This is a genomic window from Chenggangzhangella methanolivorans, assembly GCF_019797865.1.
Classification (GTDB): Bacteria; Pseudomonadota; Alphaproteobacteria; order Rhizobiales; family Methylopilaceae; genus Methylopila; species Methylopila methanolivorans.
Window position 1 is genome coordinate 2,536,121 of the sequence record NZ_CP081869.1, and the last position, 21,614, is coordinate 2,557,734.

Sequence of the window (21,614 nt, forward strand, 5' to 3'; positions counted from 1 at the left end):
TTCTCGGAGCATTAAGGCGAGCAAACCTTGGGCCGCGTCCGGGCGAGCGTTCGGGCCAGCGCCGGCGCTGAAAGCCTGAATTCCCGGTTGGGGCTCATGCCCACGATGCGATCGCTGACCAACGTCCTCATCGTGCTGAAGTGTTGATAGACCCTTGGGACGACAAAGACGGTGGTTCGCCGGCGAATGTCTTCCTGGTTGCGCGCCTCGATCCTGAAATCGATCTCCTCGAGAAGCGCCTGCGCCAGCTGTTCGACCACGAGGGTGGGTTGATGTCGCCTGAGCGAGGGCGCACGTCGCTCAACCAACCGCGCAGCTCCCGCGAGCAGCCGGAGGTCGGCGCGGATAACTTCCTCTATGTTTGGCCGCCGCACTTTCACGACGACCAGCTCCCCGGTCTTCAGACGGGCTTCATAGACCTGAGCAATGGACGCGGCGGCGATGGGCGTTCGCGAAAATTCGGCGAACACCTCGATCGGGTCTGCGCCCAGGTCATCCGTCAGCTGGGATCGCACCTCCTCGAATGATACGGGCGTGACATTGTCGTGCAACCGGCTCAGGCGCTGCGTCAGCTCGGGTGGAAGCAAATCCTCGCGCGTCGCCATGAGCTGTCCGAGTTTGACGAAGGTGGGCCCGAGCCACTCGAGAGCCCGGACGAGAGCCTCCGCGTCGGCCTCAGCGTTGTATGGCAGCGCGTTTCGGGTCCGGACCAACCCGAAGCGCGCCAAGGCGGGCTTAAGCCCAGCCTCGCCGAGAACCCGCAATATGGTCACAAGCCGTCGGTAATCGCGCGCCGAGAGTTTGGAAGCGATCATTGAGAGTTTGACCTCCGTGGACGCACTGGAACCGTAAATTGGGGCCTGCTCAGCTGGCCCGGGTGGTCAATATCCTAATGGCGCGTCATCGTCCGAGAACCCCTGCCAGGCATACCACTGTGCCGGCTTAAACTCGGATGGCGATCTCATGTTGACCGACCTGCAAACGACGTCGTTCCAGCCGCCGCCGATGCTAACGGGCCGAAGCGATCGGACGGATTTCGTCTCGCGCCAGATTAAAGACGAACGCCCCGGCCTTTGACGCGATGCTGGACCTCGCGTTGAGCTGGCTGCGTAGTTTCGGATAGAGCGCCGCCATGGCGGCGTATCGGCCATGCCCGACTCCGTCGGCTTTATTGAGCTGCGATATATCGATCACGCTCACGTTGAAACGGCGCGCTCCGCTCTGGACCTTCGGATCTTCGACGTCCGTGTTGCCAACGCGCAATCTCCCGCCTGCAAGCGCGCTTGAAAATGACAGTGCGCCGTCGTCCTTCGACGTCAGGACGACGAGGGGCGATTTCAGCTGGCCGACGGTTTCGAGCTGCTCGACGAACAGGTCGACGTCGATGTCGGGAGCCGCAAAAACCACCTGTTCGAGCCTGTCGACGGTGCGCCCGCGTCCTGTTAGCCGAAGATCCCGCAACGCCTCCATCGTAAGCCCCGAACCAAGGCTGTGGCTGAACACGCTGACGCGGAGGGCCGGGTCATCGGTCAGCCGTTCCAAGGTTTTTGCTAGACCGTCGCGCGATAACGTCGAGGCGTCGCGATCGGCGGCATAGGCGGTCGGAGACGCGGCCGACGGCCAGGCGAACACAAAGGCGGGCCCGCCGAAATGCGAATCGACCGCAAGCTGCGCCCGGCGGAAGAGCGACTCCTCGAACGTGTAGTTGTAGCCGTGAACGAAGACGCCCAACCTGCTGATCGGCTTGCCGGCTTCCTTCGCTTTCAGCACCTGCCGGTAGAATGAAGTCTCGTCGAGACGTGTGGCGTCGACGATCGCAAACGACTTCGCGGGATCCGGGCGAGCCGTCTGGGACGCCTCGATTTCTCCCGCTTTATGCCCCGGCGGCACGGACACGACGTAGCGCGCGTAGCTCACCTCGCGCGCCCGTCCAGTGGTGAACGTCGCGGGAGAGCGCGCATCGGGAACGCGGGTCGTGGCGACGAAAACTGGGATGAGCCGTGCGTCCGGCGCCGCAGCGACGACCGTCAGGGTCGGCTCGACGCGCGCTGCGCAGCCGCTGAGGATGATCGCGCCACAGGCGATCCAGGCGCGAACCACAACGAGCATATTCCCCGGCATCCTTCACCATCGACCAGCCCACGCATATCTGCCGTCTGCGTCGTACGCGTCATTCGCGCCGTTCGATATCATCGCGCCTGCACCATGACCACGGGTCCGGCGCCGTTGGTGGTTCAGCCAACGTCGTCCGCATCTGAACGGCCGAAAGGCCAAGCCTCCGCCGTCGGATTTGTCGCCGTCGATCCGGTGGGGATGGTCACGAGAGCGGAACTGCGCGTAGATGCCTTGCGCACCCCGGTCGCTGCACATCCGACCTTCGCCGCCCGGTCCGTCAGAGCGGCTGGCGGCGGCGCAGGTCAAAACACATCAAAACCTGCAAGAGATACGACGAGGCGACCGATCCGAACCTCCCGCCGCGCAGTATCATATCTGGGACGTAGCCGCCGCCCACAGCGTCTCTGAACGAGGACGGACGGCACGACCGCAAAGCTGCAGGTTTACTTTTAGAGCTGGGCCGCCACAAACGTCCCCAGGTGCGCTTACCAAACCGTTGCGCTGAGCCGCGTTCGTCGGCCAGCCGCGCTTCTCCAGGGCGATGATTTTGAGTGTAAGGTCCAAGACCTGCCGGTGGGTGAGCATGGTCCTGTTCGGCTATCGCGAAGGCCGAGCGGAAGGCGCCGCGGCAGCCGCGTTCCTGCTGTCCGCCTGCATTTCTTTGGTCGGCTGCGGAGAGACCCCTCGTCCGCCCGAAAAACCCCCGACGGCGGTTCGCGTCATGCCGGTGACGCTGTCCCGGTTCGTGCAGGAGGTCGCTCTCACGGGACAAATTGCGGCGCGGATCCAGAGCGAGCTTGCATTCCGCATCGAGGGGCGGCTGGCCAGTCGCTATGTCGAGGTCGGAGACCGTGTCGCCAAGGGACAGGTCCTCGCCAAGCTGGAGACTAGACAGCAGGACGCCGACGTCAGCGCCGCCAAGGCCGGCGTGGCGTCCGCCGAGGCGAGCCTCAAGGAGGCCGAGGCGACCTTCTCGCGCCAGAAGGACCTCATCGCCCAAGGCTTTACCACGCGTCCTAACTTCGACAACGCCAAGCAGGCGCTTGACGGCGCGAAGGCCGGGCACGACGGAGCTAGAGCCGCTCTCGGGGCCGTCGAGGACGCGCTGGCCAACACAGAGCTGCGGGCTGACACCGATGGCGTGGTGACGGCACGGAACACCGAGGTTGGACAAGTCGTGGCGGTCGCGCAGGCGGTCTACACCGTCGCACAGGATGGACCACGCGACGCCGTTTTCGAAGTCTTCGAGGCTCTTACCGCCAAGCCGCCCGGCGACAAGCGCGTCGAGATCACGCTGCTTTCCGATCCCTCAATCAAGACGGTGGGCACGGTTCGCGAAATCTCTCCGACCGTGGACGCTGCGCGCGGCACCGTTCGGGTCAAGATCGGCATCGACGACACGCCGCCGGAAATGACCCTGGGCGCGCCGGTACAGGGCGCCGGGCGCTTTAAGCCGACCGACACGATCGTGCTGCCATGGACCGCCTTCTTCACCGTCAAGGGCAAGCCCGCTGTCTGGATCGTCGACGCAGTGAGCAAGACGGCCTCGCTACGGCAGGTCGACGTGCTCGGCTACCGGACGAGCGAGCTCCTTCTCGATGACGGGCTGAAACCTGGTGAACTGGTCGTCACGCATGGCGGCCAGCTTCTAGCGCCAGGCCAGATCGTGGATATAAAAATGGACGGCGACCCGCCGGCCGGCCAGGACGCATCATGAAGTGCGGACGCTTGCTGCTCGCGCTGGGCTCGTTGGCTCTGCTGTCGGGCTGCGACGGCGGCGAGCCTCCTGCCGCCCCCATCGTGCGACCGGTGCTGTCGGTCGTGGCCGAGCTTGCCGACCAACGCAAGCGTGGTTTCGCCGGGGTCGTGCAGCCCCGCTACCAGACCGATCGCGCCTTTCAGGTTCTTGGACGCATCATCACCCGTAACGTCGATGTCGGCGACTTCGTAAAGACCGGACAGACGATCGCGACCAACGATCCGCTAGCTTACCAGCTCGCCGTCCGCTCGGCCCAGAGCGAGCTCGTGACCGCGAACTCGCAGCTCGAAAAGACCAGCGCCCAGAGGCTCCGCACCCTGACGCTCGTCAAGCAGGGCGTGTCGTCCCAAGCCGTCCTAGACGGCGCCCAGCAGGCGGTCGACGCCGCCAGCGCCTCTGTGCAACAGGCCGAGGCGCGACTCGCTAAGGCCAAAGAACAGCTTGGCTATACGACGCTGACCGCCGACCTCGACGGCGTGGTGACGGGCGTCTACGCCGAGGTCGGCCAGATCGCCTCGCCGGGGATGCGCATCATGACGCTGGCGCGGACCGACGTTCGGGAGGCCGTCGTCGACGTGCCGGACGACATCGCCCGGACGCTGGAGCCCGGCGCGCCGTTCGACGTCAGTCTGCAAGCCGATCCGTCCGTCCGCTCGTCCGGTAAGGTGCGCGAGATCGCGCCGGACGCCGATGTCGCCACGCGTCTTCGGCGGATCAGGATCACGCTCGATCGCCCGCAGGAGGCGTTCAGGCTCGGAGCCACGGTATCTGCATCGCCCGAGACCCAAAGGAGCGGCTCGTCGATCGAGCTGCCGCAGACCGCCGTCTTCCAACGCGACGGCGCGAACCGGGTTTGGCTGGTCGACGGAAACGGCGCGACCGTGCGCAGCGTCGTGGTCGAGATCGCGGATCGCGACGGCCGGACGGTGCGGTTGTCGGCCGGCGTGTCTCCTGGAGAGCGCGTGGTGACAGCCGGCGCCAACAGCCTTTCCGAAGGTCAGGCGGTCAGAACGGGCAAGGAGCCATGAGGGTGGAAAACGAGCCGCCGCGAGGCGGCGCCGCACAAGACGACGATCGCCGATCTTTCAATCTTTCGGTGTGGGCGCTCGGTCACCGTTCGCTGATCTGGTACTTCATGCTTGTCTTCGTGATCGCCGGGCTGGTGTCCTACTACAGCCTGGGCCGGGCCGAAGACCCGGATTTCACAATCAAGACCATGGTGATCCAGGCGACCTGGCCGGGCGCCACTGTCGAAGACACAATGACCCAGGTCTCCGAGCGGATCGAGAAGAAGCTCGAGGAGATCGACGCGCTCGATTACGTCAAGAGCATCAACGCGCCGGGCCGCACGACTCTCTATGTGTTTCTGAAGGACACGACGCCCGGGAAATCTGTGCAAGGTTACTGGGTCCGGATCCGGAATATCATTCAGGACATCAAGTCCGAGCTTCCGTCCGGTGTGCAGGGGCCTTTTTTCAACGATGACTTCGGCGACGTCTTTGGGAACATCTACGCGTTCACGTCCGACGGGCTCTCCCAGCGCCAGTTGCGCGACCATGTCGAGGATGTTCGATCAAAAATCCTGACGCTGCGCGACGCCGGCAAGGTCGTGCTGGTCGGCGCGCAGAACGAGGTGATCTACCTCGAATTCTCGACCCGACAGGTCGCGGCGCTCGGCATCACGCAGAAGATGGTGACGGACGCCCTTCAGGGGCAGAACGCCATCACGCGTCGGGCGTCATTGAGGCCAAGGGCGAACGGGTCAGCGTTCGGGTCTCGGGTTCTTTCGCCTCCGAGGACAGCCTGAGGGCGATCAACCTCAGAATCAACGACCGCTTTTTCCGCCTTGGCGACGTCGCCACCATCACCCGCGGCTACCAGGATCCGCCGCAGGCGCTGTTTCGTTACAAGGGCGAGCCCGCCATCGGCCTTGCTATCGGCATGAAGCCCGGCGCGAACCTCACGACGTTCGGCGAGCAGCTGACCGAAAAGATGCGCCAGATCGAGGGCGATCTGCCGATCGGGGTCGGGGTGCACAAAGTTTCGGACCAGCCCGAGCTCGTCGCCGACGCCGTCTGGGGCTTCGTCGAAGCGCTGATCGAAGCCGTGGTCATCGTCCTGATCGTCACTTTCATCAGCCTCGGGGTTCGCGCGGGGCTCGTGGTCGCGGTCACCATCCCGCTCGTTCTCGCGATCACGTTTCTTGCGATGAAACTCTTCGGCGTGTCGCTGCAGCGCATCTCGCTCGGCGCGCTGATCATTGCGCTTGGCCTGCTCGTCGACGACGCCATGATCGCTGTCGAGATGATGATCGCGAGGCTCGAACTCGGCGACAAGCTCGAGAAGGCCGCGACCTACGTCTACTCCCACACGGCCTTTCCGATGCTGACAGGCACGCTCGTCACCATCGTCAGCTTCTTTCCCGTCGCCTTTAACAATGGCGGCGCCGGCGAGTTCACCTTCACCCTGTTCGTGGTGATCGCGGCGGCGCTGATCGTGTCGTGGGTGGTGGCGGTGCTGTTCGTGCCGCTGCTGGGCGTCGCCATGCTGCCCAAGACTCTCAAGAAACACGCGGAGACGAAGGGCCGTTTCACCCGCTTGTTCGAACGAATTCTGCGGCTGTCCGTGCGCTGGAAGTGGATCACGATCGCGGCGACGGTCGTGATCTTCGCGGGCGCGGTGTTTGGCATGCGCTTCGTCCAGCAGCAGTTCTTTCCGTCGTCGGAACGCGTCGAAATCATTGTCGACTGGACCGCGCCGCAGAACTCCTCGATCACGCAAACCCGCGCCGAGATGGACAGGTTCGAGAAGGTTCTCGCAGGCGACCCCGACATTGATCACTGGTCGTCCTATGTTGGCCAAGGCGCGCTTCGATTTCTGCTGTCCTTCGACGTCCAGCCGGCGAGCCCGAACTACGGGCAGATCGTCATCGTGACGAAGGGGCTCGAGGCGCGCGAGCGGGTAAGGACAAAGCTCACCGAGATTGCGCGGCGCGACTTCGTCGGGACCGACGCTTTCGTTCATCTGCTTGACATTGGGCCACCGGTCGGCCGCGCCGTGCAGTTTCGCATCGGAGGGCCGGACATACAGAGCACGCGCGAGGCCGCGCAGAAATCGCGGGCGTGATGGGCGAGCACCCGGGCCTCGGGCCGGTCATCTATGACTGGAACGCCCTGGCCGTGTCGTGAAAGTCGACGTGCTTCAGGACAAGGCCGCCCAACTCGGCGTCACCTCGGAATCGATCTCGACGGCGCTCAACGGGATCGTCGGCGGCTCGACCATCACGCAAGTGCGCGACTCGATCTATCTGATCGACGTCATGGCGCGCGCACGCGACGTCGATCGCTCGTCGATCGAGGCGATGCAGAACCTACAGATCCGCACGGGGAACGGCCAGACAGTTCCGCTCGCGGCGATCTCCAACCTCTCGTATCAATCAGAGCAGCCGATCGTCTGGCGCCGGCAGCGGGTACCGACCATCACACTGAAGGCGAATGTGATCGGAGACGTCCAGCCCGCCACCGTCGTGCAGCAACTCGCGCCGAAGCTCGATCCCGTCACCTCGCAGCTCTCGTCGGACTATCGCTTCGAAATCGGCGGCGCGGTGGAGGAAAGCGGCAAGGGTCAGGGGCCGATCATCGCAGTGGTCCCGGTGATGCTGCTGACCATGACCACGATCCTGATGTTCCAGCTGCAGAGTTTCGCCAGACTGTTCCTCGTGATGGTCGTAGCGCCGCTCGGCCATCGGCGTGGTGGCGGCGCTCGTGCCGAGCGGCGCGCCGCTCGGGTTCGTGGCGATCCTCGGCGTTCTGGCGCTCATCGGCATTTTGATCCGCAACTCGGTGATCCTGGTCATGCAGATCGAGGAGCTGCGACGCGAGGGCGTCGACGGCTGGACGGCCGTGATCGAGGCCTCCGAACACCGGATGCGGCCGATTCTCTTAACGGCGGCCGCCGCGAGCCTCGCTCTGATCCCAATCGCTCGCCAGATCTTCTGGGGTCCGATGGCGTTCGCTATGATGGGCGGTATCATCGCAGGCACGGTGCTGACGCTGCTGTTCCTGCCGGCGCTCTACGTCGCCTGGTTCCGGCTCAAGGAGCCGAAGCGCGGGAGGCTGAGGCTAAGTCGTGATGGCGGCCGCCGGGTCGCCGTGCCAGCTCGCGGTGTGAGTAGGCCATGAACTTCAGCCTTCCTCCATCTGTTGCCCCGGACGCGGCCGGCGCCTTAACCGGAGCCCTAAGGCGCAGCCCTGTAAGGGATTGTCCACGACCGCCGAGGCTGGCAGTCCCTGACAGGGCGAAACGCAAAGAGCCCGGCTCAAGCCGGGCTCTTTCGATGTCCGCCCTCCAGTCGACGGCGGGAGGGCGGAAGCCGCCGATCAGAACTTGAAGCCGTCCCAGGCGAAGGAGTACCCGACGCCCAGTCCGACAGTGAAGGCGTTCCTGGTGCCTAGCGTCTTGGCGACTGGGCTCTTGCCGGCGTCGCCGGTGAGGCGGTCGTAGCGGCCGAAGGTGGTGACGCTCCAGGCGTCGGTGAGCTGGTACGTGGCAGAGGCCGCGGCGCCGACCGACTTCACGCCGCCGTCGGCCTTGTAGCTCGAGACGCCCGCGGGCCGCTTCGCGCCCGCTGACGCCAAAATAGGTATTGGTGAACTTGTTGTCGCCGAGTTCGAGGCGCGGTCCGATCAAGAACGTCAGACGGTCATGGATGAAAATTCCGTCGGCGGCGAGCGTGCCGGAAAAGCCTTCGCTGCCCCACAGGCCGTATCGCGCTTCGCCGCGCAGACGGATGAACTCGCTAGGGTAGTATTCCAGGAATGCGCCCGGCTCGATGCCGTAATCGATGTCATCCATGCCGCGGAAGCGGCTCACCTTGCTCGAATCGCGCTCGGACCGGATGCGGGCGGTCGGGCCGAACTGGATGCTCGGCGTGTTGATGAGCGCAATGTCGATGCCGTCGTCCGGCGAGCCGATCTTATAGGGCTCGTCGGCGCGGCGGATGCTAAGCCCCGGCGCGCCGGAGAACGAGTACTCCTTCGAGCCCTCGAAACGCGGCTGGTAAAACCCAGTGCCCTTGATCGTCGCGACCCAGACGTCGATCGGGGCGACTGCGACGGCGGGCTCCTCGAGCGCCATGTCGGCGGCGTGCGCCTGCGCAGCGAACGCGACGACGGCGGCGGAAACAACGAGGGGCAAGCTGCGGCGCATCACATGTTCCTGTCTGTTGAACGGGCCCGACCCGATTTTGAGGCATTATCTAGACCCACATAGTTCGCCGAAGGATCAAAAAGGGTCTGGCTGCGTCGAGATTCCTGCGCCGTTGCATTTGGGCGACGGTATCCGGGCGCCGTTCCTTGTGGCTGTGGACGGTGCTGAACTGGAGGTGTGCTGATGCGGGAAGTTTGTCGGCAACGTCTCCCTCAAGTGGTTGATTTGACTCAGCCACGACAGGATTGGCGCATATGGTTTGACGGCGCGGAAGCGCGGTCTTTTCCGGCAAGAATTGGCGCGTCACTAAGTCTTGCTCGCCGCCATTCAGAATGAAGTGGTCCGTGGGAAGACGACAGCCTGATTCAGCATGCTCTCACACATGCGTCAGGCTAACTCCAGGTGGCAAGCCTTGGTCTGGTATGGTGCCGCATCCGCGCTTAGCCGGTCGGCACACGTGAGCGAAAAGTGTGAGTTACGCGAGCATGCAGGCCGAACTGGGAGATGACCGTTCCCAGTTTGAGAACGAAGTCCTCGCGGGCGAGCGCTCAGGCCGACGTCACGGCGCTGATCGATTGGACGAAGGGCCTGGCCGGCGACTGCATGCGACTGTCGGAGGCACTCTGCGACCCCGCACTTGACTCCGCCCGCGCGCTCGGCGCTCGGGCGGTCGAGGCAAGGCGCGCCGCAAGCCTTCGGGCCGCTGATCTGTTTTCCGATCAGCCGCTCGAGGGCGTCGGCGAGGACACCTGGCGGCGGCTTTGGGCGGCCGCGCGCGAATATTCGGAGGTCGACGTCGCCACGGCGGCCGCGGAGGCCCCCGCGATCGATCGCTTCACCGCGACGGACTGGCCGACGCGACGTGAGCAGATCGCGTCACGCGATGCGGACCTCGCCGTGCAGATCGACGCCCTGGCGACGTCCGTTACGGCGCGACGCGCCGCGCTTCTGGCTGTCCTAGCCGATCCGACGGCGTGTGCGCCAGCGCCGATCGCAGCGGCGCCGCGCTGACGAGCTCGAACGCCGGGAGAGCGGCGCGGCGCGAGGCGCTACGGATCCGCGTCTCTGAAGCTGGTGCGCCGCTTCCCGCCGACATGAAGAAGATGCTATCGCTTTACGCCAATCTGTCGCTGCAGACGGAGGGCCTCGCGAAATCCTTGGGCAATTCGCTTCTTCAAGCCAGGAGCCGCTATACCGAAATCGAACCTCTCCGTTCCCGGCACAAGGCTGAGATCAGCGTTTGGCCAGATATCGGCATTGAACTCCGATACGACGACCCATGACGAATATTCGGGGTCGAGGCCGCATCCTCTTTTGTCGTCGGCGGTAAGCTCGACAGTAATTGCATCCGCATCTGGTCGGGTCGTGGTTATCGGCAGAACGATAACATCGCCCGGCTCCAGCTTCTCACCGTTGGCAACAATTAGGCCTGTTTCGCCGCCTTCAGCGACACGGGCGATGATGCACGCAGGGCGATCCTTTACTGGATCTATTTTCTCCTGAAGGTAATCCTTCAGCTAAACGTGGCCATAGCGGAAAACCAGGCCTGCAACTGGATCAGGAACGCGGGCCATAAGTCGACGAGCTCTCCATTTCTGGAGTTTTCGGCGTCAACATCGGCCTCCGCGAGGGCTTCGATCTGGTCGATGACAGAACCAGTCAGCTCGCCTGCGGCTCCGACCACACGGCGCCTGCCCCGAAGGCGGTCGTACTCCTGCATCGACATCAAGACCAACCTCGGACGGTCGTGATAAGTGATGATCACCGGCTCTGACATTGCCGCTTCCTGGAGAACCGAAGCCTGCTTTTGCATGTCCTGCACTCTGAACGCCTGCATGGTAGCCTCCCTATAATTATGTAAATAATATAATTTAAGCACCGCAAGTGCAAGCGTTGAAGAGCGGATGGTAGGCGCAATCTGTCGACAACCATCGCACTTCCGTGCCGTCACACCATGTGCAGCGACGAAATCGAGGTCTATCTAGATCTACGGTTTGGCCGAAAAATCGCCGACAAACTTCCCGCATCAGCACAGAGCCTGGAGGGTCAGCCCGCGCCAGCCGAGAAACACGGCTAGACACCGCCAAAGGCGCGAGGCTGACAGCCTATTAGCAGAAACGCGCTCTAGTTTCCTGCGGAACCGAAGGACTTGCGTAAAAGGCTTTCTAGGCTGGTCTTGATTAAGACCGACGACCGAGGCCATAGCCTGACGGCGGAGGGCCGATTTAAGATCGCCCTCCGAAGGCCGGTCTAGTTCGCCGAGCCAGACAAGTTGTCCTGGTACAGCGCCCGTTGACCTTCGATCGTCGCAAAGTTGTGGCGCATCCAGAGCCTTGGAAGCGAGCGCGGGCCGACGCTGCAGGCGTTGGCGCGCCGCCTCGACCTCGGCGTCTCGGCGTTGACCCACGCCTTGCGGCCGCTTGTTTGGGACGGCCTCGTCGAGCTGCGCGGACGCGCGCGACAAGCGATCGAAGCACGCCGCGCTCACCACCGCGGGCCGCGACAAGCTCGGTCACGGCATCGCCCTGTGGGTCGATGCGAACGCCCGGGTCGAGCGCCTGCTCGGCGCGCCCGCCGCGGCGACGCTGCGCGCGATCGCCGAAGAGGTCGCGTCCGACGACTTCGCGGCCGCGTTCAAAGGCCGATCGGAACGCGGCGGAGACTGGAAGGCCCCCTGATCCGTTCTGACGAACCGATGCGAAGATGTTGCATCGCGGCGTATGATCTTGTCGATCCGCTCGCGCGCAGGCATGGTGGCGCTCTTCGACGGACCCGGCCTTGCCCGGGTGGCTCATCCCGGCGCCTATCCCCGGGCTACATCACGCGCCCGAGAGCCAAAGCCTCACGCCGCATCGCGGCGCGGGCGCGCTCCCTTCGATCCGGAACCTCATAATGACCGCACTTGAAAGAGTGCGACGCGACTGGCTTGGCAACGTCCGTGCGGACGTGCTGGCCGGAATCGTGGTCGCGCTCGCCCTAATCCCCGAAGCCATCGCCTTTTCCATCATCGCCGGCGTCGACCCGAAGGTCGGCCTCTACGCGTCCTTCTCCATCGCCTGCCTGATCGCCTTCGTCGGCGGCCGGCCCGGCATGATCTCGGCCGCAACCGCCGCGACCGCCGTGCTCATGATCACGCTCGTGCGCGAGCACGGCCTGCAATATCTGCTCGCTGCGACTGTGCTCGCCGGGATCCTTCAGGTCCTCGCCGGGCTCCTGCGGCTCGGCGTGCTGATGCGCTTCGTCTCGCGATCGGTGATGACGGGGTTCGTGAACGCGCTCGCGATCCTGATCTTCATGGCCCAGCTCCCTGAGCTGACGAACGTGCCGTGGCTGACCTACGTGATGGTCGCGGCGGGACTCGCGATCATCTACCTGCTGCCACGCCTTACGACCGCCGTGCCGTCGCCGCTCGTCTGCATCCTCGCTCTGACCGCGGTCTCGCTGGTGTTCGGCCTCGACCTGCGCACGGTTGGCGACATGGGCGAGCTGCCCTCGACGCTGCCCATGTTCCTGCTGCCGGACGTGCCGCTCACGCTTGAGACCCTACGGATCATCCTGCCCTATTCGGTGGCGGTAGCGGCCGTCGGACTGCTCGAAAGCCTGATGACGGCCTCGATCGTCGACCAGATGACCGACACGCGCAGCGACAAGAACCGCGAGTGTGTCGGCCAGGGGATCGCCAACTTCGTCACGGGCTTCTTCGGCGGGATGGCCGGCTGCGCGATGATCGGCCAATCGGTGATCAACGTGAAGTCCGGCGGGCGCGGGCGGCTCTCAACCTTCGTGGCGGGCGCCTTCCTGCTGTTCCTCATCGTGGTCCTGAGCGACTGGGTTCGGATCATCCCGATGCCCGCTTTGGTCGCCGTCATGATCATGGTCTCGGTCGGCACCTTCAGTTGGTCGTCGATCGGAAATCTGCGCACCCATCCCTGGCAGTCGAGCGTCGTGATGCTGGCGACGACCGTCGCGACCATTGGGACCCACAACCTCGCCATCGGCGTGCTCGGGGCGTCGCGCTGTCGGCGGCGTTCTTCGCCTGGAAGGTGTCGCACTCCTTCACCGTCCGCCCGATTTCATCGGAGGACGGGACCGAGCAGGCCTACGAGGTTGAGGGACAGGTGTTCTTCGGCTCGGCCGGCGCCTTCGTCGACGCCTTCGATTTCGTGCCTGACGTTAAGCGCGTGCGCATTGACGTGACGCGCGCCCATGTCTGGGACCTGACCGGGGTGGCCGCGCTCGGTGGTGATGAAGTTCCGCCGCCTCGGTGCCGAGGTCGAGGTCGCCGGCCTCAACCAGGCGAGCGCCACCATCGTCGACAGGCTCGGGGTTCACGACAAGCCGGGCGCTGTGGATCCGCTCGCGGTCCACTGACGGCGGGCGGAGGCGCCCTCAGGCGACGCGTGCGGCCGGAACCCGTTCCGGCTGCGCGAACCGCAGGATCAGCCAGCCGATCAGGCCAGCGGTCAACGACCCCAGCAGGATGCCGACCTTCACCTCATTCTGGAGTTCGACGTTGTCCGCGAAGGCCAACAGGCCGATGAAGAGGCTCATCGTGAAGCCGATGCCGCAGAGCATCGACACGCCAAGGAGCTGCGGCCAACTCGCCCGCGTGGGCAGGTCGGCGAATCCGAGGCGTATGACGAGCGCGGCGCTCCCGAACACGCCGACCAGCTTGCCGAGCAGCAGCCCGAGCGCGACGCCGAGCGTCAGGCGGTCGGTCAGCGCGTCCGCGGTCATGCCCGCGAACGACACGCCAGCGTTGGCGAAGCCGAATATCGGGATCACCACGAACGGCACGAAGCCATGCAGCGCGTGCTCGAGCCGGTGAAGTGTGTCAATCGGCACTGAACTTTGACCCTCTATCGGCGTCCAATGTTGACCCCCTGAAGCTGGGTGAGCGGTGTCGATCCCGCCGGCGCGGAGCTGGTCGGGGTTGCGCAGCGTCGGCGGGATCGACGTCCAGTGGGCTGGGGTCTGGGACGGAGCTCAGGCGCGGTTCTTGAAGCGCCAGCTTTCGTTGCCGGTCTCGACGATGTCGCAGTGGTGGGTGAGCCGGTCGAGCAGCGCGGTGGTCATCTTGGCGTCGCCGAACACGCTCGGCCATTCCCCGAAGGCGAGGTTGGTGGTGACGATGATCGAGGTCTGCTCGTAAAGGCGGCTGATCAGGTGGAACAGGAGCTGTCCGCCGGACTGCGCGAACGGCAGGTAGCCAAGCTCGTCGAGGACCACGAAGTCCAGGCGGCTCATGTAGTCGGCCATGCGGCCCTGACGGGATGAGCGGCCTTCCGCCTCGAGCTTGTTGACGAGGTCGACCACGTTGAAGAACCGGCCGCGGGCGCCGTCGCGGATGCAGGCCCGGGCGATCGCGATCGCGAGGTGGGTCTTCGCCGGTCCCGGTTCCGCCGACCAGGACGACGTTGCGCTGGTGAGCCAGGAACTCGCCGCTGGCGAGGTCGCGGATCAGCGTCTCGTTGATCGGCGTGCCGTCGAAGGAGAAGTCCTCGACGTCGCGAGCGAGCGGCAGCTTGGCGATGGTGATCTGGTACTTGATCGACCGCGCCTGCTTTTCGCTGATCTCTGCGGTGAGCAGGTCGCCGACGATGCGTTGAGGCTCGTGCTGGCGCTTCACGGCGGTCGTGATGATCTCGTCGAAGGCGGCCTTCATGCCGTAGAGCTTGAGCTCGCCCATGGTGGTCAGTATCGCGGAACGCTCCATCACACAGCTCTCCTGAGGGTGTCGTATCGGGCGCAGTCGGCGGTGGGCTCGACGGCGAGCCGCAACGCTTCGGGCGTCATGATCGTGACCGGCGGCGCGGGGTCCCGGCGCCGGGCGAGGATGTTCAGCACGACGTCGGCCGAGCAGACGCCCTCACGCAGCGTCTCGGCGCAGGCGGCCTCGACCGCGGATAAGCCGTCGCTCAGCACCGCGGCCAGGATTGCGACCATCTGACGGTCGCCGTCTTCAACGGTCGCGAGCTTGCGTCGAACCTTCTCGAGCCCGGCCGGCAGCACCCAGTCCTTGAACGGCGCTCCGTTCCTGAGCGCGCCGGGCTTCCGCGCCAGCACGGGCACGTAGTGCCAGGGATCGAACACGGTCTGGCCGCGGCCGAAGCAGCGCGGGTGGTCGCCGACGATCCGGCCGTCCTGGCGTAGTTCGATCCGGTCAGCGTAGGCGCGGATCTCCACCGGACGGCCGATCGCGCTCGCGGCGACCGAGTACTTGTTGTTGTCGAAGCGGACCAGGCAGGTCTTGGACACCGACGCCGGCACGGCGTGGAAGCCGTCGAACCGCCCGGCATAGGGAACGAAGCTCGGGCGCTCCGCCTCGAACGCCTCCCACACGGTCTGGTCCGCGAACTCGGGATGACGGTGCGCCTTGGCGTACGAGATCGCCTGATCGAGCAGCCAGGCGTTCAGCTCCTCATAGCTCTGCGCCCGGACACGGGGCGTGAAGAACCGCTCGCGCACCAGCCCGACCTGGTTCTCGACCTGACCCTTCTCCCAGCCCGACGCCGGCGTGCAGGCCACGGGGTCGATCAGATAGTGGCTGCACATCTGCAGGAAGCGTCGATTGTAGGCGCGAGCGCGACCGACCAGGATCGTCTCCACCGCGGTCTTCATGTTGTCGTAGATCCCGCGCGTGCAGGTTCCCTTGAAGAAGGCGAACGCCCGGTCATGGGCGTCGAACACCATCTCCTGGCTCTCGCGCGGATAGGCCCGCACGAACATCATCCGTGAATGACAGAGCCGGACGTGCGCGACCTTCACGGTCGTGGTCACGCCGTTGATCAGGACGATCTCGTGGCTCCAGTCGAACTGGTAGGCCTCGCCCGGATCGAAGCTCAACGGCACGAACGCCGCTGATGACGACGACCGCTCACGCTGCCGACCGCGAGCGTAGCGCCGGACCGCGTCGTAGCCGCCCTCGTAGCCCAGCGCCCGCAACGCCTCGAAGATCCGGATCAGCGTCAGCCGCTCGCGCGCCGCCCGTCCCTCGTTCTCCATCAGCAGCCGAGGTCGTCACGCCAGGGCCCGAGCTTCGGAAGCGGCTGCACTTCGCGCTCGTATTCGAACGCCGTGGCGCCCGACCGCAGCACCTTCCGCACCGTGTTCCGCGACACGTGCAGCTCGCGCACGATCTCCTTGATCGTCTTGCCGCGCACAAAATGCTCGCGGCGGATCCGCGCGATCGTGTCCACGCACTTCATCCCCCAACCGCCTGTCCTCGACAAAGACAGGCAGCATGCGCAACGCGCGCCTCAGGGGGTCAAAATTGGACGCCGATCCCCCAACCTAGGGGGTCAAAATTCCACGCCGGATCACACGCCAGACTGTGCTCGAGGACCACGGCTGGGTGATCCGAAGGCTCTGGAGCTACGATTGGCTTCAGCGCCCTCAGGAGGAGCTCCATAGCCTCTGCACGGCGATCGAGGCCGCGAAGGTCGAGCTCGCCGAGCGCCTGGAGGCCGGCGCCGCGCGCAAGCGGGCGGTGGACGTCGAGATCGTCACGGTTGACCGGGGCGATGTCGTCGAGATCGGTCTCGCCGACAAGGCCGAGGACGGCCTCGCCGACCGCCTCTATGTTGAGGCCTCGCCCACGGCCGACTTCCGCTACGAGCTCCACGATGCCCCGGTCGGGCTGCTCGCCGAGCTCGTCGCGCAGGTCGTGGCGACCGAGGGGCCTGTACACCTCGAAGAAGTGACAATCCGGATACGCTCGGCGTGGGGGCTGCAGCGCGCGGGCAACAGGATCCAGTCCGCAATCGAGCGCGCCGCGGATGTCGCCGCCGGCTCTGGCCGGGTCTCGTGGTCGCTCGGGCGCTTCCTTAAGGTGCCGGGCACGGGCGCCAAGGTCCGAGACCGCAGGGACGTGCAGTCGACGACGTTGCGCAAGCCCGAGATGCTGCCGCCCGACGAGCTCAAGGAGGCCGTGCGCCACGTTGTGTCGACGAACTTCGGAGCTACCGAGGACGAGGTCGTGCTGACGGTCTCGCGTCTGCTCGGCTTTAAAGCGACCAGCGCGCAGCTCAGAGACGTGATCCTCGCTCAGGTGAAGACGCTTCTGGACGCCTCTGAACTGAGCCGATCCGGCGACCTCTTGGTTGCGACGTCGAAAGCAGCGCCGGCCCCGGTCTCGTAACGTCGCCCGGGGCGGCGAATGTGCCTAGAGCAAATGAAGGTGAGTTCGTCCTCTGAAAGGCGTCGCGGAACCGGTCGATCATCTCGGCCGACTTAAGGGGAGAAATCGGCCAGAACATCGGCCATGAGACCGGCCAAATGATCGGCCAACACTGGGTATGCCTATTGAAATAAAATGATATTCGGTCAATCTTCTCATTCGGAAGATCGGCCAGATTATGCCTGAAATTGAAACCGTCAATCGAATGGAGCCTGCGCGGCTGGAGGAGCCGACCGCGGAGATCGCCGACGTGGTCGCGGAGCTTGTGGGCGCGTCAGCGGTGCTCGGCCGCGCCTTGCATCCGCTGACGGCGGCGAACTTGGCTGACCTCGTTCGCGTCATGAACACCTACTACTCAAACCTAATCGAGGGCCATGACACGCGCCCGCGGGACATCGAGCGCGCGCTTGTTGGCGAATTCGATGCCGACGAGGGGCGTCGCAACCTTCAACTCGAGGCGGCGGCGCATGTTCGGGTTCAGGCGGAGATCGATCGACTGGCTGCGGAGAACGCCCTGCCGGAGCCGGCTTCTGCGGAATTCGTTCGGCGCCTGCACCGAGAGTTTTATCGCGACGCGCCCGAGGCGATGCTGACGATCCGGGGCGCAGATCGCCAGTTCAGGATGGAGCCGGGCGCGTGGCGCTCGCTCGCGGAACACGATGTCGCCGTTGGGCGTCACATTCCCCCTGGCAGCGACCGGGTCGGCGACTTCATGAGCCATTTCGAAAATCGGTTCCCGTTCGATCGATTGGGTGCGTCCGGTCGTGTCGTGGCGATCGCGGCGGCGCATCATCGCCTCAACTTCATTCACCCATTCCGGACGGCAACGGCAGGGTCAGCCGCTTGATGAGCCATGCCATGGCGCACAGGGCCGGTATTGGAGCGCACGGACTCTGGTCGGTCTCGAGAGGCCTTGCTCGCGGTCTGGAAAGTCGGGGCGATACAGGCGCATGATGGACTCGCCGATACGCCGCGGCAGGGCGATCTCGACGGGCGAGGAAACCTATCTCAGAGAGCGCTGATCGAGTTCACGGTCTGGTTCTTGAGGGTTTGTCTCGACCAGGTCGTCTTCATGTCGGGCCTGTTCGATCTGAATGCCTTAGCGCGACGACTGAGGCTTTATGTCGAGCGAAGCCAAAACCTGAAGCCGGAAGCTGCGCGGATGCTCGAGGAGGCGTTGTTGCGTGGCGAGTTCGACAGAGGCGAAGCCCCCAGAATCACGGGGCTGCCCGAACGCTCCGCGCGCCGGGTCCTCAACGACGTCGTCGGAGAAGGACTACTCGCCTCGGACACGCCGAAGGGGCCCGTCTCTCTACGATTTCCCGCCCGTGCGCTGGAGTCGCTGTTTCCGCGCCTCTATCCAGAAACCTAAGAGGCGCGCCCGCGCCTCTTAGGGCGAGCGCGCCAGTCACCACATCCGCCGAGGCTCGGTCGCGGCGAGCCGGTCATAGGCGTCGGGATCGTCGAGCGCCTCGGCAAATCGTGGAGGAGCAGCGCTGAGCGCTAGGAGCGAAACGGCGAAATCATACTGTTCCGCGACCAGCGTCATTTCCCTCACCGGCTCGCGAAGCCACACGCCCGCGGTGGTCGAGCGCGCCGCGTCCGTCGACAAGCAGTTGCGTCTGCTGCGGGAGCGAGGTCGCGGGGATCTCGATGGGACCTTGTGAGGTGCGAAAAAAGGCGCCGGTTCTCAAGGCGGCGTCGCTGGAGCGCGCCAGAGAATGAAGCCGTCGCGCGACACGACCAGGATTGCGCGTCGGCTCGTGTGGCTGATCCAGCGTAACGCGGCTGCGATCAGCGAGACTTGGTAGCGGTCGGCGCAATGACGGATCATGTCGAGGTCGATCCGGGCGTCGGCCGGAATCTGCCGGGCGAAATCGTCTCGCGGCATCAGAAGGTTGGCCGCGAACACGTTGGCCTGCTGCTCGAGCCGCGCGTATTCGCTGTCCCAACCCGTCATGTCGCGGTCCCCACAGGTGAAACCTTGCGGGTGATCGTGACGGTGAAGCAGATAGTGGCCGAGCTCGTGCGCTAGGGTGAAATTGATGCGGCCGCGCGACGTGATGGCGTCGTTGTAGATGATGCCCCAGCCCTTGCGGCCGCCTTTCGCGCGGTAGAGAGCGCCCTCGAACCCCGGAAGATCGTCTCCTGCGACCCGAACCACGGGATCGTCGGGAAAGCGCTGCGCTGAGTACTCGCGCGCGAGATCTGCGACCCGTATCGGGAAATGCTCCGGCCCGAACACCGCGTTCAGCACATGCGTAAGCTCAATGGCCCAACGTTCGGGCCCGAACGCCGCGCTCATGCGTCGTCGTCACCGATCAGCTGGATCATCTTTTGGATCTTCGCTTTCACCAAAGGGTCCATTTTCCGGTATTTTCGAAAAAACGCCTCGTCTTGGCGGTCTCCACGCCAAGTTCGCTATCTGCATAAAGCAATAATCCGACGTGACGCCCAGAACCGCGGCGATCTTGGCGATCTTGTCTGCGGACGGACGGGGCGGGTTCTTGTTTTCGAGCTCCCAGATGTAACTCTTGCTCGAGCTTGCGAGCTCGGCGAGCTGGTCGAGCGTCAAGCCCTTGGCTTTTCTCAGGTTTCTTATCTTTTCGCCCAATGGCGTGCTCAAGGCGCGTTTCTCCCGCAAATCGATGTTCAGAGTAGCGATATGGCGCGTTGTTGACAAGGCGCATCCGCCCCCCCATGTTGTTCGGAGTAGGCGTATTTATGTTGCCGGTTTTTATAGGAGAAAGCGTCATGGCGCAGAAGCGCGGGCCGACAGCCACCATGTCGTGCCGAACCCCAATGGCGGCTGGGACGTGAAGCGCGGCGGCGGCGAGCGAGCGTCGGGTCACTTCGATGTCAAACAGACCGCGGTGGATTACGGACGCCAGGTCAGCCGCAACCAGGGCACCGAGCTCCGCATCCACAATCGCGACGGCAGGATCGGCCAGAGCGACAGCCACGGAAACGATCCAACCCGCCCAAGGGTTGACGATCAGGACCGCGTCCGCCCGACGCGGTCCTTCTTTTTTCAGCCACGACGCCCAGCTTTGAGGAGATTGCGATGACCGAGCCCAACCCGCTCCTGAAGCCGGACACCGCGGACGAGGTGCTGCTGGACGTCGCGGCGCTGATCGAGCTCAGCCGCGCGACCGTCGGGTAGCGGACAATCGCTATCGACTGCTGAAAACGCATCTGGAGCGTGAGCGCAGCAAGCTGCGCCCCTACCTGGTCGACGGCGAGAGCCGGATCTACTCCCAGGGGTCGATCGCGACGAGCACCACCATCGTCAGCGGAACCGATGACGACAGGTTCGACGTCGATGCGATCGTCGAGATCGACGTGCCGGCTGACTGGGACGACGATCATGCGCTCGACCTTCTCGAGGAGTCGCTCCAGGGGTTCCCCGGCGCGGCCGCGATCGTGCGCCGGACTCGCTGCGTCCAGATCCAGTTTCCCTTCATGCACATGGACGTGGCGATCCTCGACCGTCGAGCCCGGCTTGCCATCCCTCGCGCCGGCGAGATCTTCCATTCGCCCGACACCGGAGCGTCGATGCGTGTGTCGTCCAATCCTTGGGGTTTTACGGGCTGGTTCCGGCTCACTGTCGGCGTCGGCGACGCGCCGTTCACCGAAGCTCTGCGCCGTCACCGCCAGGACGTGGGGAGGGACCGCCTGCCGGTGCTCGACGCGAGCGAAGCGGTTGTCGTCGCCAAGGCCGAGCAGGACGACCTACCGCCGATGATCCCGAGCCGCCTCGACGCCCAGCAGGCCGTCGCGCTCAAGCTCCTAAAGCGCAATCTGAACATCAGCTATGCCGGAGCGGCGACGCCGCGTCCGCCGTCGATCTACGTCACCAAGAGGGCCGCCGATATCGGCTACATTCCGCAGGGGCTGACCGCGCAGCTCTATGTGCTGGCCAGTGACACCGCCAAGATCATGCGGGACCACCTCGATGCCGGGACGCAGCCCGAAGACCTCAACCCCTCCTATCCGCCTGATCGGATCACCGACCGCTGGCCGCGCGCGGGCAAGCCGGGCGAGACCGACATGAGGACGCTTGCCGAGGCGCTCGAACATCTCGGCGAACGACTTGCAGAGATGGCCACGGCGCCCCTGGCCGAAATCGCCGCCATCGTGGACGAACTGTTCGGCGAGCGCATCGGCAAACAGCAGCGCGCGGTTCTGGCCAAGCGCTACGACCGACGCGACACCGGCGCGCCCATCCTCTCGGCGCCGCGCACGGGCGGCATTTATGCGCCGGCGATTGCTCCGGCGTCGGCGCCGCTGGTCGAGGTGCCGCGGCACAACTTCCATGCCGGGCGGGCCGTCAAGATCAGATGAGTCGAGAGA

16 protein-coding genes, 6 pseudogenes and 1 other annotated feature are annotated in these 21,614 nt (G+C 64.8%); of the genes and pseudogenes, 12 read left to right on the plus strand and 10 right to left on the minus strand.

Annotated features, from left to right (window positions below; translation table 11 throughout):
- Positions 1–11: 11 nt before the first annotated feature.
- Positions 12–815, minus strand: coding sequence for an ABC1 kinase family protein (locus tag K6K41_RS13370; RefSeq protein WP_346433447.1), 804 nt, complete (start codon positions 813–815; stop codon positions 12–14).
- A 193-nt stretch (positions 816–1,008) separates the two neighbouring features.
- On the minus strand, positions 1,009–2,109 hold the full coding sequence (locus tag K6K41_RS13375; protein ID WP_261405426.1) for an alpha/beta hydrolase: 1,101 nt from the start codon (positions 2,107–2,109) through the stop codon (positions 1,009–1,011).
- Between the two features lie 589 nt (positions 2,110–2,698).
- Between K6K41_RS13375 and K6K41_RS13380 the strand changes: the two genes are divergently transcribed.
- The 3 genes and pseudogenes from K6K41_RS13380 to K6K41_RS13390 all read left to right on the plus strand — a co-directional run bounded on the left by K6K41_RS13380 (position 2,699) and on the right by K6K41_RS13390 (position 8,055).
- On the plus strand, positions 2,699–3,832 hold the full coding sequence (locus K6K41_RS13380) for an efflux RND transporter periplasmic adaptor subunit (protein WP_261405427.1): 1,134 nt from the start codon (positions 2,699–2,701) through the stop codon (positions 3,830–3,832).
- Positions 3,829–4,902 (plus strand): efflux RND transporter periplasmic adaptor subunit, encoded by a 1,074-nt coding sequence (locus K6K41_RS13385; protein ID WP_261405428.1) that lies wholly within the window; start codon positions 3,829–3,831, stop codon positions 4,900–4,902. The genes K6K41_RS13380 and K6K41_RS13385 overlap by 4 nt, the downstream gene beginning before the upstream one ends.
- A pseudogene (locus K6K41_RS13390) lies at positions 4,899–8,055 on the plus strand (efflux RND transporter permease subunit). The gene K6K41_RS13385 and the pseudogene K6K41_RS13390 overlap by 4 nt, the downstream one beginning before the upstream one ends.
- Positions 8,056–8,253: 198 nt before the next feature.
- Here K6K41_RS13390 and K6K41_RS13400 read toward each other — a convergent pair.
- Positions 8,254–9,082, minus strand: a pseudogene (locus K6K41_RS13400) (MipA/OmpV family protein).
- A gap of 504 nt (positions 9,083–9,586) precedes the next feature.
- On the opposite strand from K6K41_RS13400, the gene K6K41_RS13405 reads away from it, so the two are divergent.
- Both K6K41_RS13405 and K6K41_RS13410 read left to right on the plus strand, forming a co-directional pair.
- Positions 9,587–10,093: a hypothetical protein gene (locus K6K41_RS13405; RefSeq protein WP_261405430.1), complete on the plus strand. Its 507-nt coding sequence runs from the start codon at positions 9,587–9,589 to the stop codon at positions 10,091–10,093.
- A complete protein-coding gene (locus K6K41_RS13410; RefSeq protein ID WP_261405431.1) occupies positions 10,057–10,365 on the plus strand; it encodes a hypothetical protein in 309 nt (102 codons plus the stop codon). Before K6K41_RS13405 ends, K6K41_RS13410 begins: the two co-directional genes overlap by 37 nt.
- A gap of 230 nt (positions 10,366–10,595) precedes the next feature.
- On the opposite strand, the gene K6K41_RS13415 is transcribed toward K6K41_RS13410, so the two are convergent.
- Positions 10,596–10,919, minus strand: a complete 324-nt coding sequence (locus K6K41_RS13415; RefSeq protein ID WP_261405432.1) for a type II toxin-antitoxin system Phd/YefM family antitoxin — start codon at positions 10,917–10,919, stop codon at positions 10,596–10,598.
- A gap of 583 nt (positions 10,920–11,502) precedes the next feature.
- Here K6K41_RS13415 and K6K41_RS13420 point away from each other — a divergent pair.
- The gene (locus K6K41_RS13420) at positions 11,503–11,760 is read left to right on the plus strand and encodes a hypothetical protein (protein ID WP_261405433.1); all 258 of its coding nucleotides are present in this window, start codon (positions 11,503–11,505) and stop codon (positions 11,758–11,760) included.
- 87 nt (positions 11,761–11,847) lie between these two features.
- Positions 11,848–11,902: a sequence feature (sul1 is cis-regulatory element that is thought to sense ions involved in sulfur or methionine metabolism; They are found in Alphaproteobacteria), on the plus strand.
- Between the two features lie 72 nt (positions 11,903–11,974).
- A pseudogene (locus K6K41_RS13425) lies at positions 11,975–13,453 on the plus strand (SulP family inorganic anion transporter).
- Between the two features lie 18 nt (positions 13,454–13,471).
- Here K6K41_RS13425 and K6K41_RS13430 read toward each other — a convergent pair.
- The 3 pseudogenes from K6K41_RS13430 to istA form a co-directional block, all read right to left on the minus strand.
- A pseudogene (locus K6K41_RS13430) lies at positions 13,472–13,948 on the minus strand (Na+/H+ antiporter NhaA); the annotation flags it as partial.
- Between the two features lie 120 nt (positions 13,949–14,068).
- Positions 14,069–14,798: pseudogene (gene istB / locus K6K41_RS13435) on the minus strand (IS21-like element helper ATPase IstB).
- A pseudogene (gene istA / locus K6K41_RS13440) lies at positions 14,798–16,290 on the minus strand (IS21 family transposase). Before istA ends, istB begins: the two co-directional pseudogenes overlap by 1 nt.
- 125 nt (positions 16,291–16,415) lie before the next feature.
- On the opposite strand from istA, the gene K6K41_RS13445 reads away from it, so the two are divergent.
- From K6K41_RS13445 to K6K41_RS13455, 3 genes are all read left to right on the plus strand, one after another.
- Positions 16,416–17,222, plus strand: coding sequence for a DUF3320 domain-containing protein (locus tag K6K41_RS13445; RefSeq protein WP_261405434.1), 807 nt, complete (start codon positions 16,416–16,418; stop codon positions 17,220–17,222).
- Between the two features lie 217 nt (positions 17,223–17,439).
- Positions 17,440–18,108 carry a Fic family protein gene (locus K6K41_RS13450; protein WP_261405435.1) on the plus strand — a complete coding sequence of 223 codons (669 nt, stop codon included), beginning with the start codon at positions 17,440–17,442 and terminating at the stop codon, positions 18,106–18,108.
- A gap of 66 nt (positions 18,109–18,174) precedes the next feature.
- Complete coding sequence (locus tag K6K41_RS13455; RefSeq protein ID WP_261405436.1) at positions 18,175–18,633, plus strand: Fic family protein; 459 nt, start codon at positions 18,175–18,177, stop codon at positions 18,631–18,633.
- A 36-nt stretch (positions 18,634–18,669) separates the two neighbouring features.
- Here the strand turns inward: K6K41_RS13455 and K6K41_RS13460 are convergent, their stop codons facing one another.
- The 3 genes from K6K41_RS13460 to K6K41_RS13470 form a co-directional block, all read right to left on the minus strand.
- Positions 18,670–18,873 carry a hypothetical protein gene (locus K6K41_RS13460; protein ID WP_261405437.1) on the minus strand — a complete coding sequence of 68 codons (204 nt, stop codon included), beginning with the start codon at positions 18,871–18,873 and terminating at the stop codon, positions 18,670–18,672.
- 78 nt (positions 18,874–18,951) lie between these two features.
- Positions 18,952–19,566, minus strand: coding sequence for an ImmA/IrrE family metallo-endopeptidase (locus tag K6K41_RS13465; protein ID WP_261405438.1), 615 nt, complete (start codon positions 19,564–19,566; stop codon positions 18,952–18,954).
- Between the two features lie 9 nt (positions 19,567–19,575).
- A complete protein-coding gene (locus K6K41_RS13470) occupies positions 19,576–19,836 on the minus strand; it encodes a helix-turn-helix domain-containing protein (RefSeq protein ID WP_261405439.1) in 261 nt (86 codons plus the stop codon).
- Positions 19,837–19,840: 4 nt separating this feature from the next.
- On the opposite strand from K6K41_RS13470, the gene K6K41_RS13475 reads away from it, so the two are divergent.
- The gene (locus K6K41_RS13475) at positions 19,841–20,329 is read left to right on the plus strand and encodes a DUF2188 domain-containing protein (RefSeq protein ID WP_261405440.1); all 489 of its coding nucleotides are present in this window, start codon (positions 19,841–19,843) and stop codon (positions 20,327–20,329) included.
- A 274-nt stretch (positions 20,330–20,603) separates the two neighbouring features.
- Positions 20,604–21,605 carry a nucleotidyltransferase family protein gene (locus K6K41_RS13480; protein WP_261405441.1) on the plus strand — a complete coding sequence of 334 codons (1,002 nt, stop codon included), beginning with the start codon at positions 20,604–20,606 and terminating at the stop codon, positions 21,603–21,605.
- Positions 21,606–21,614 lie beyond the last annotated feature (9 nt).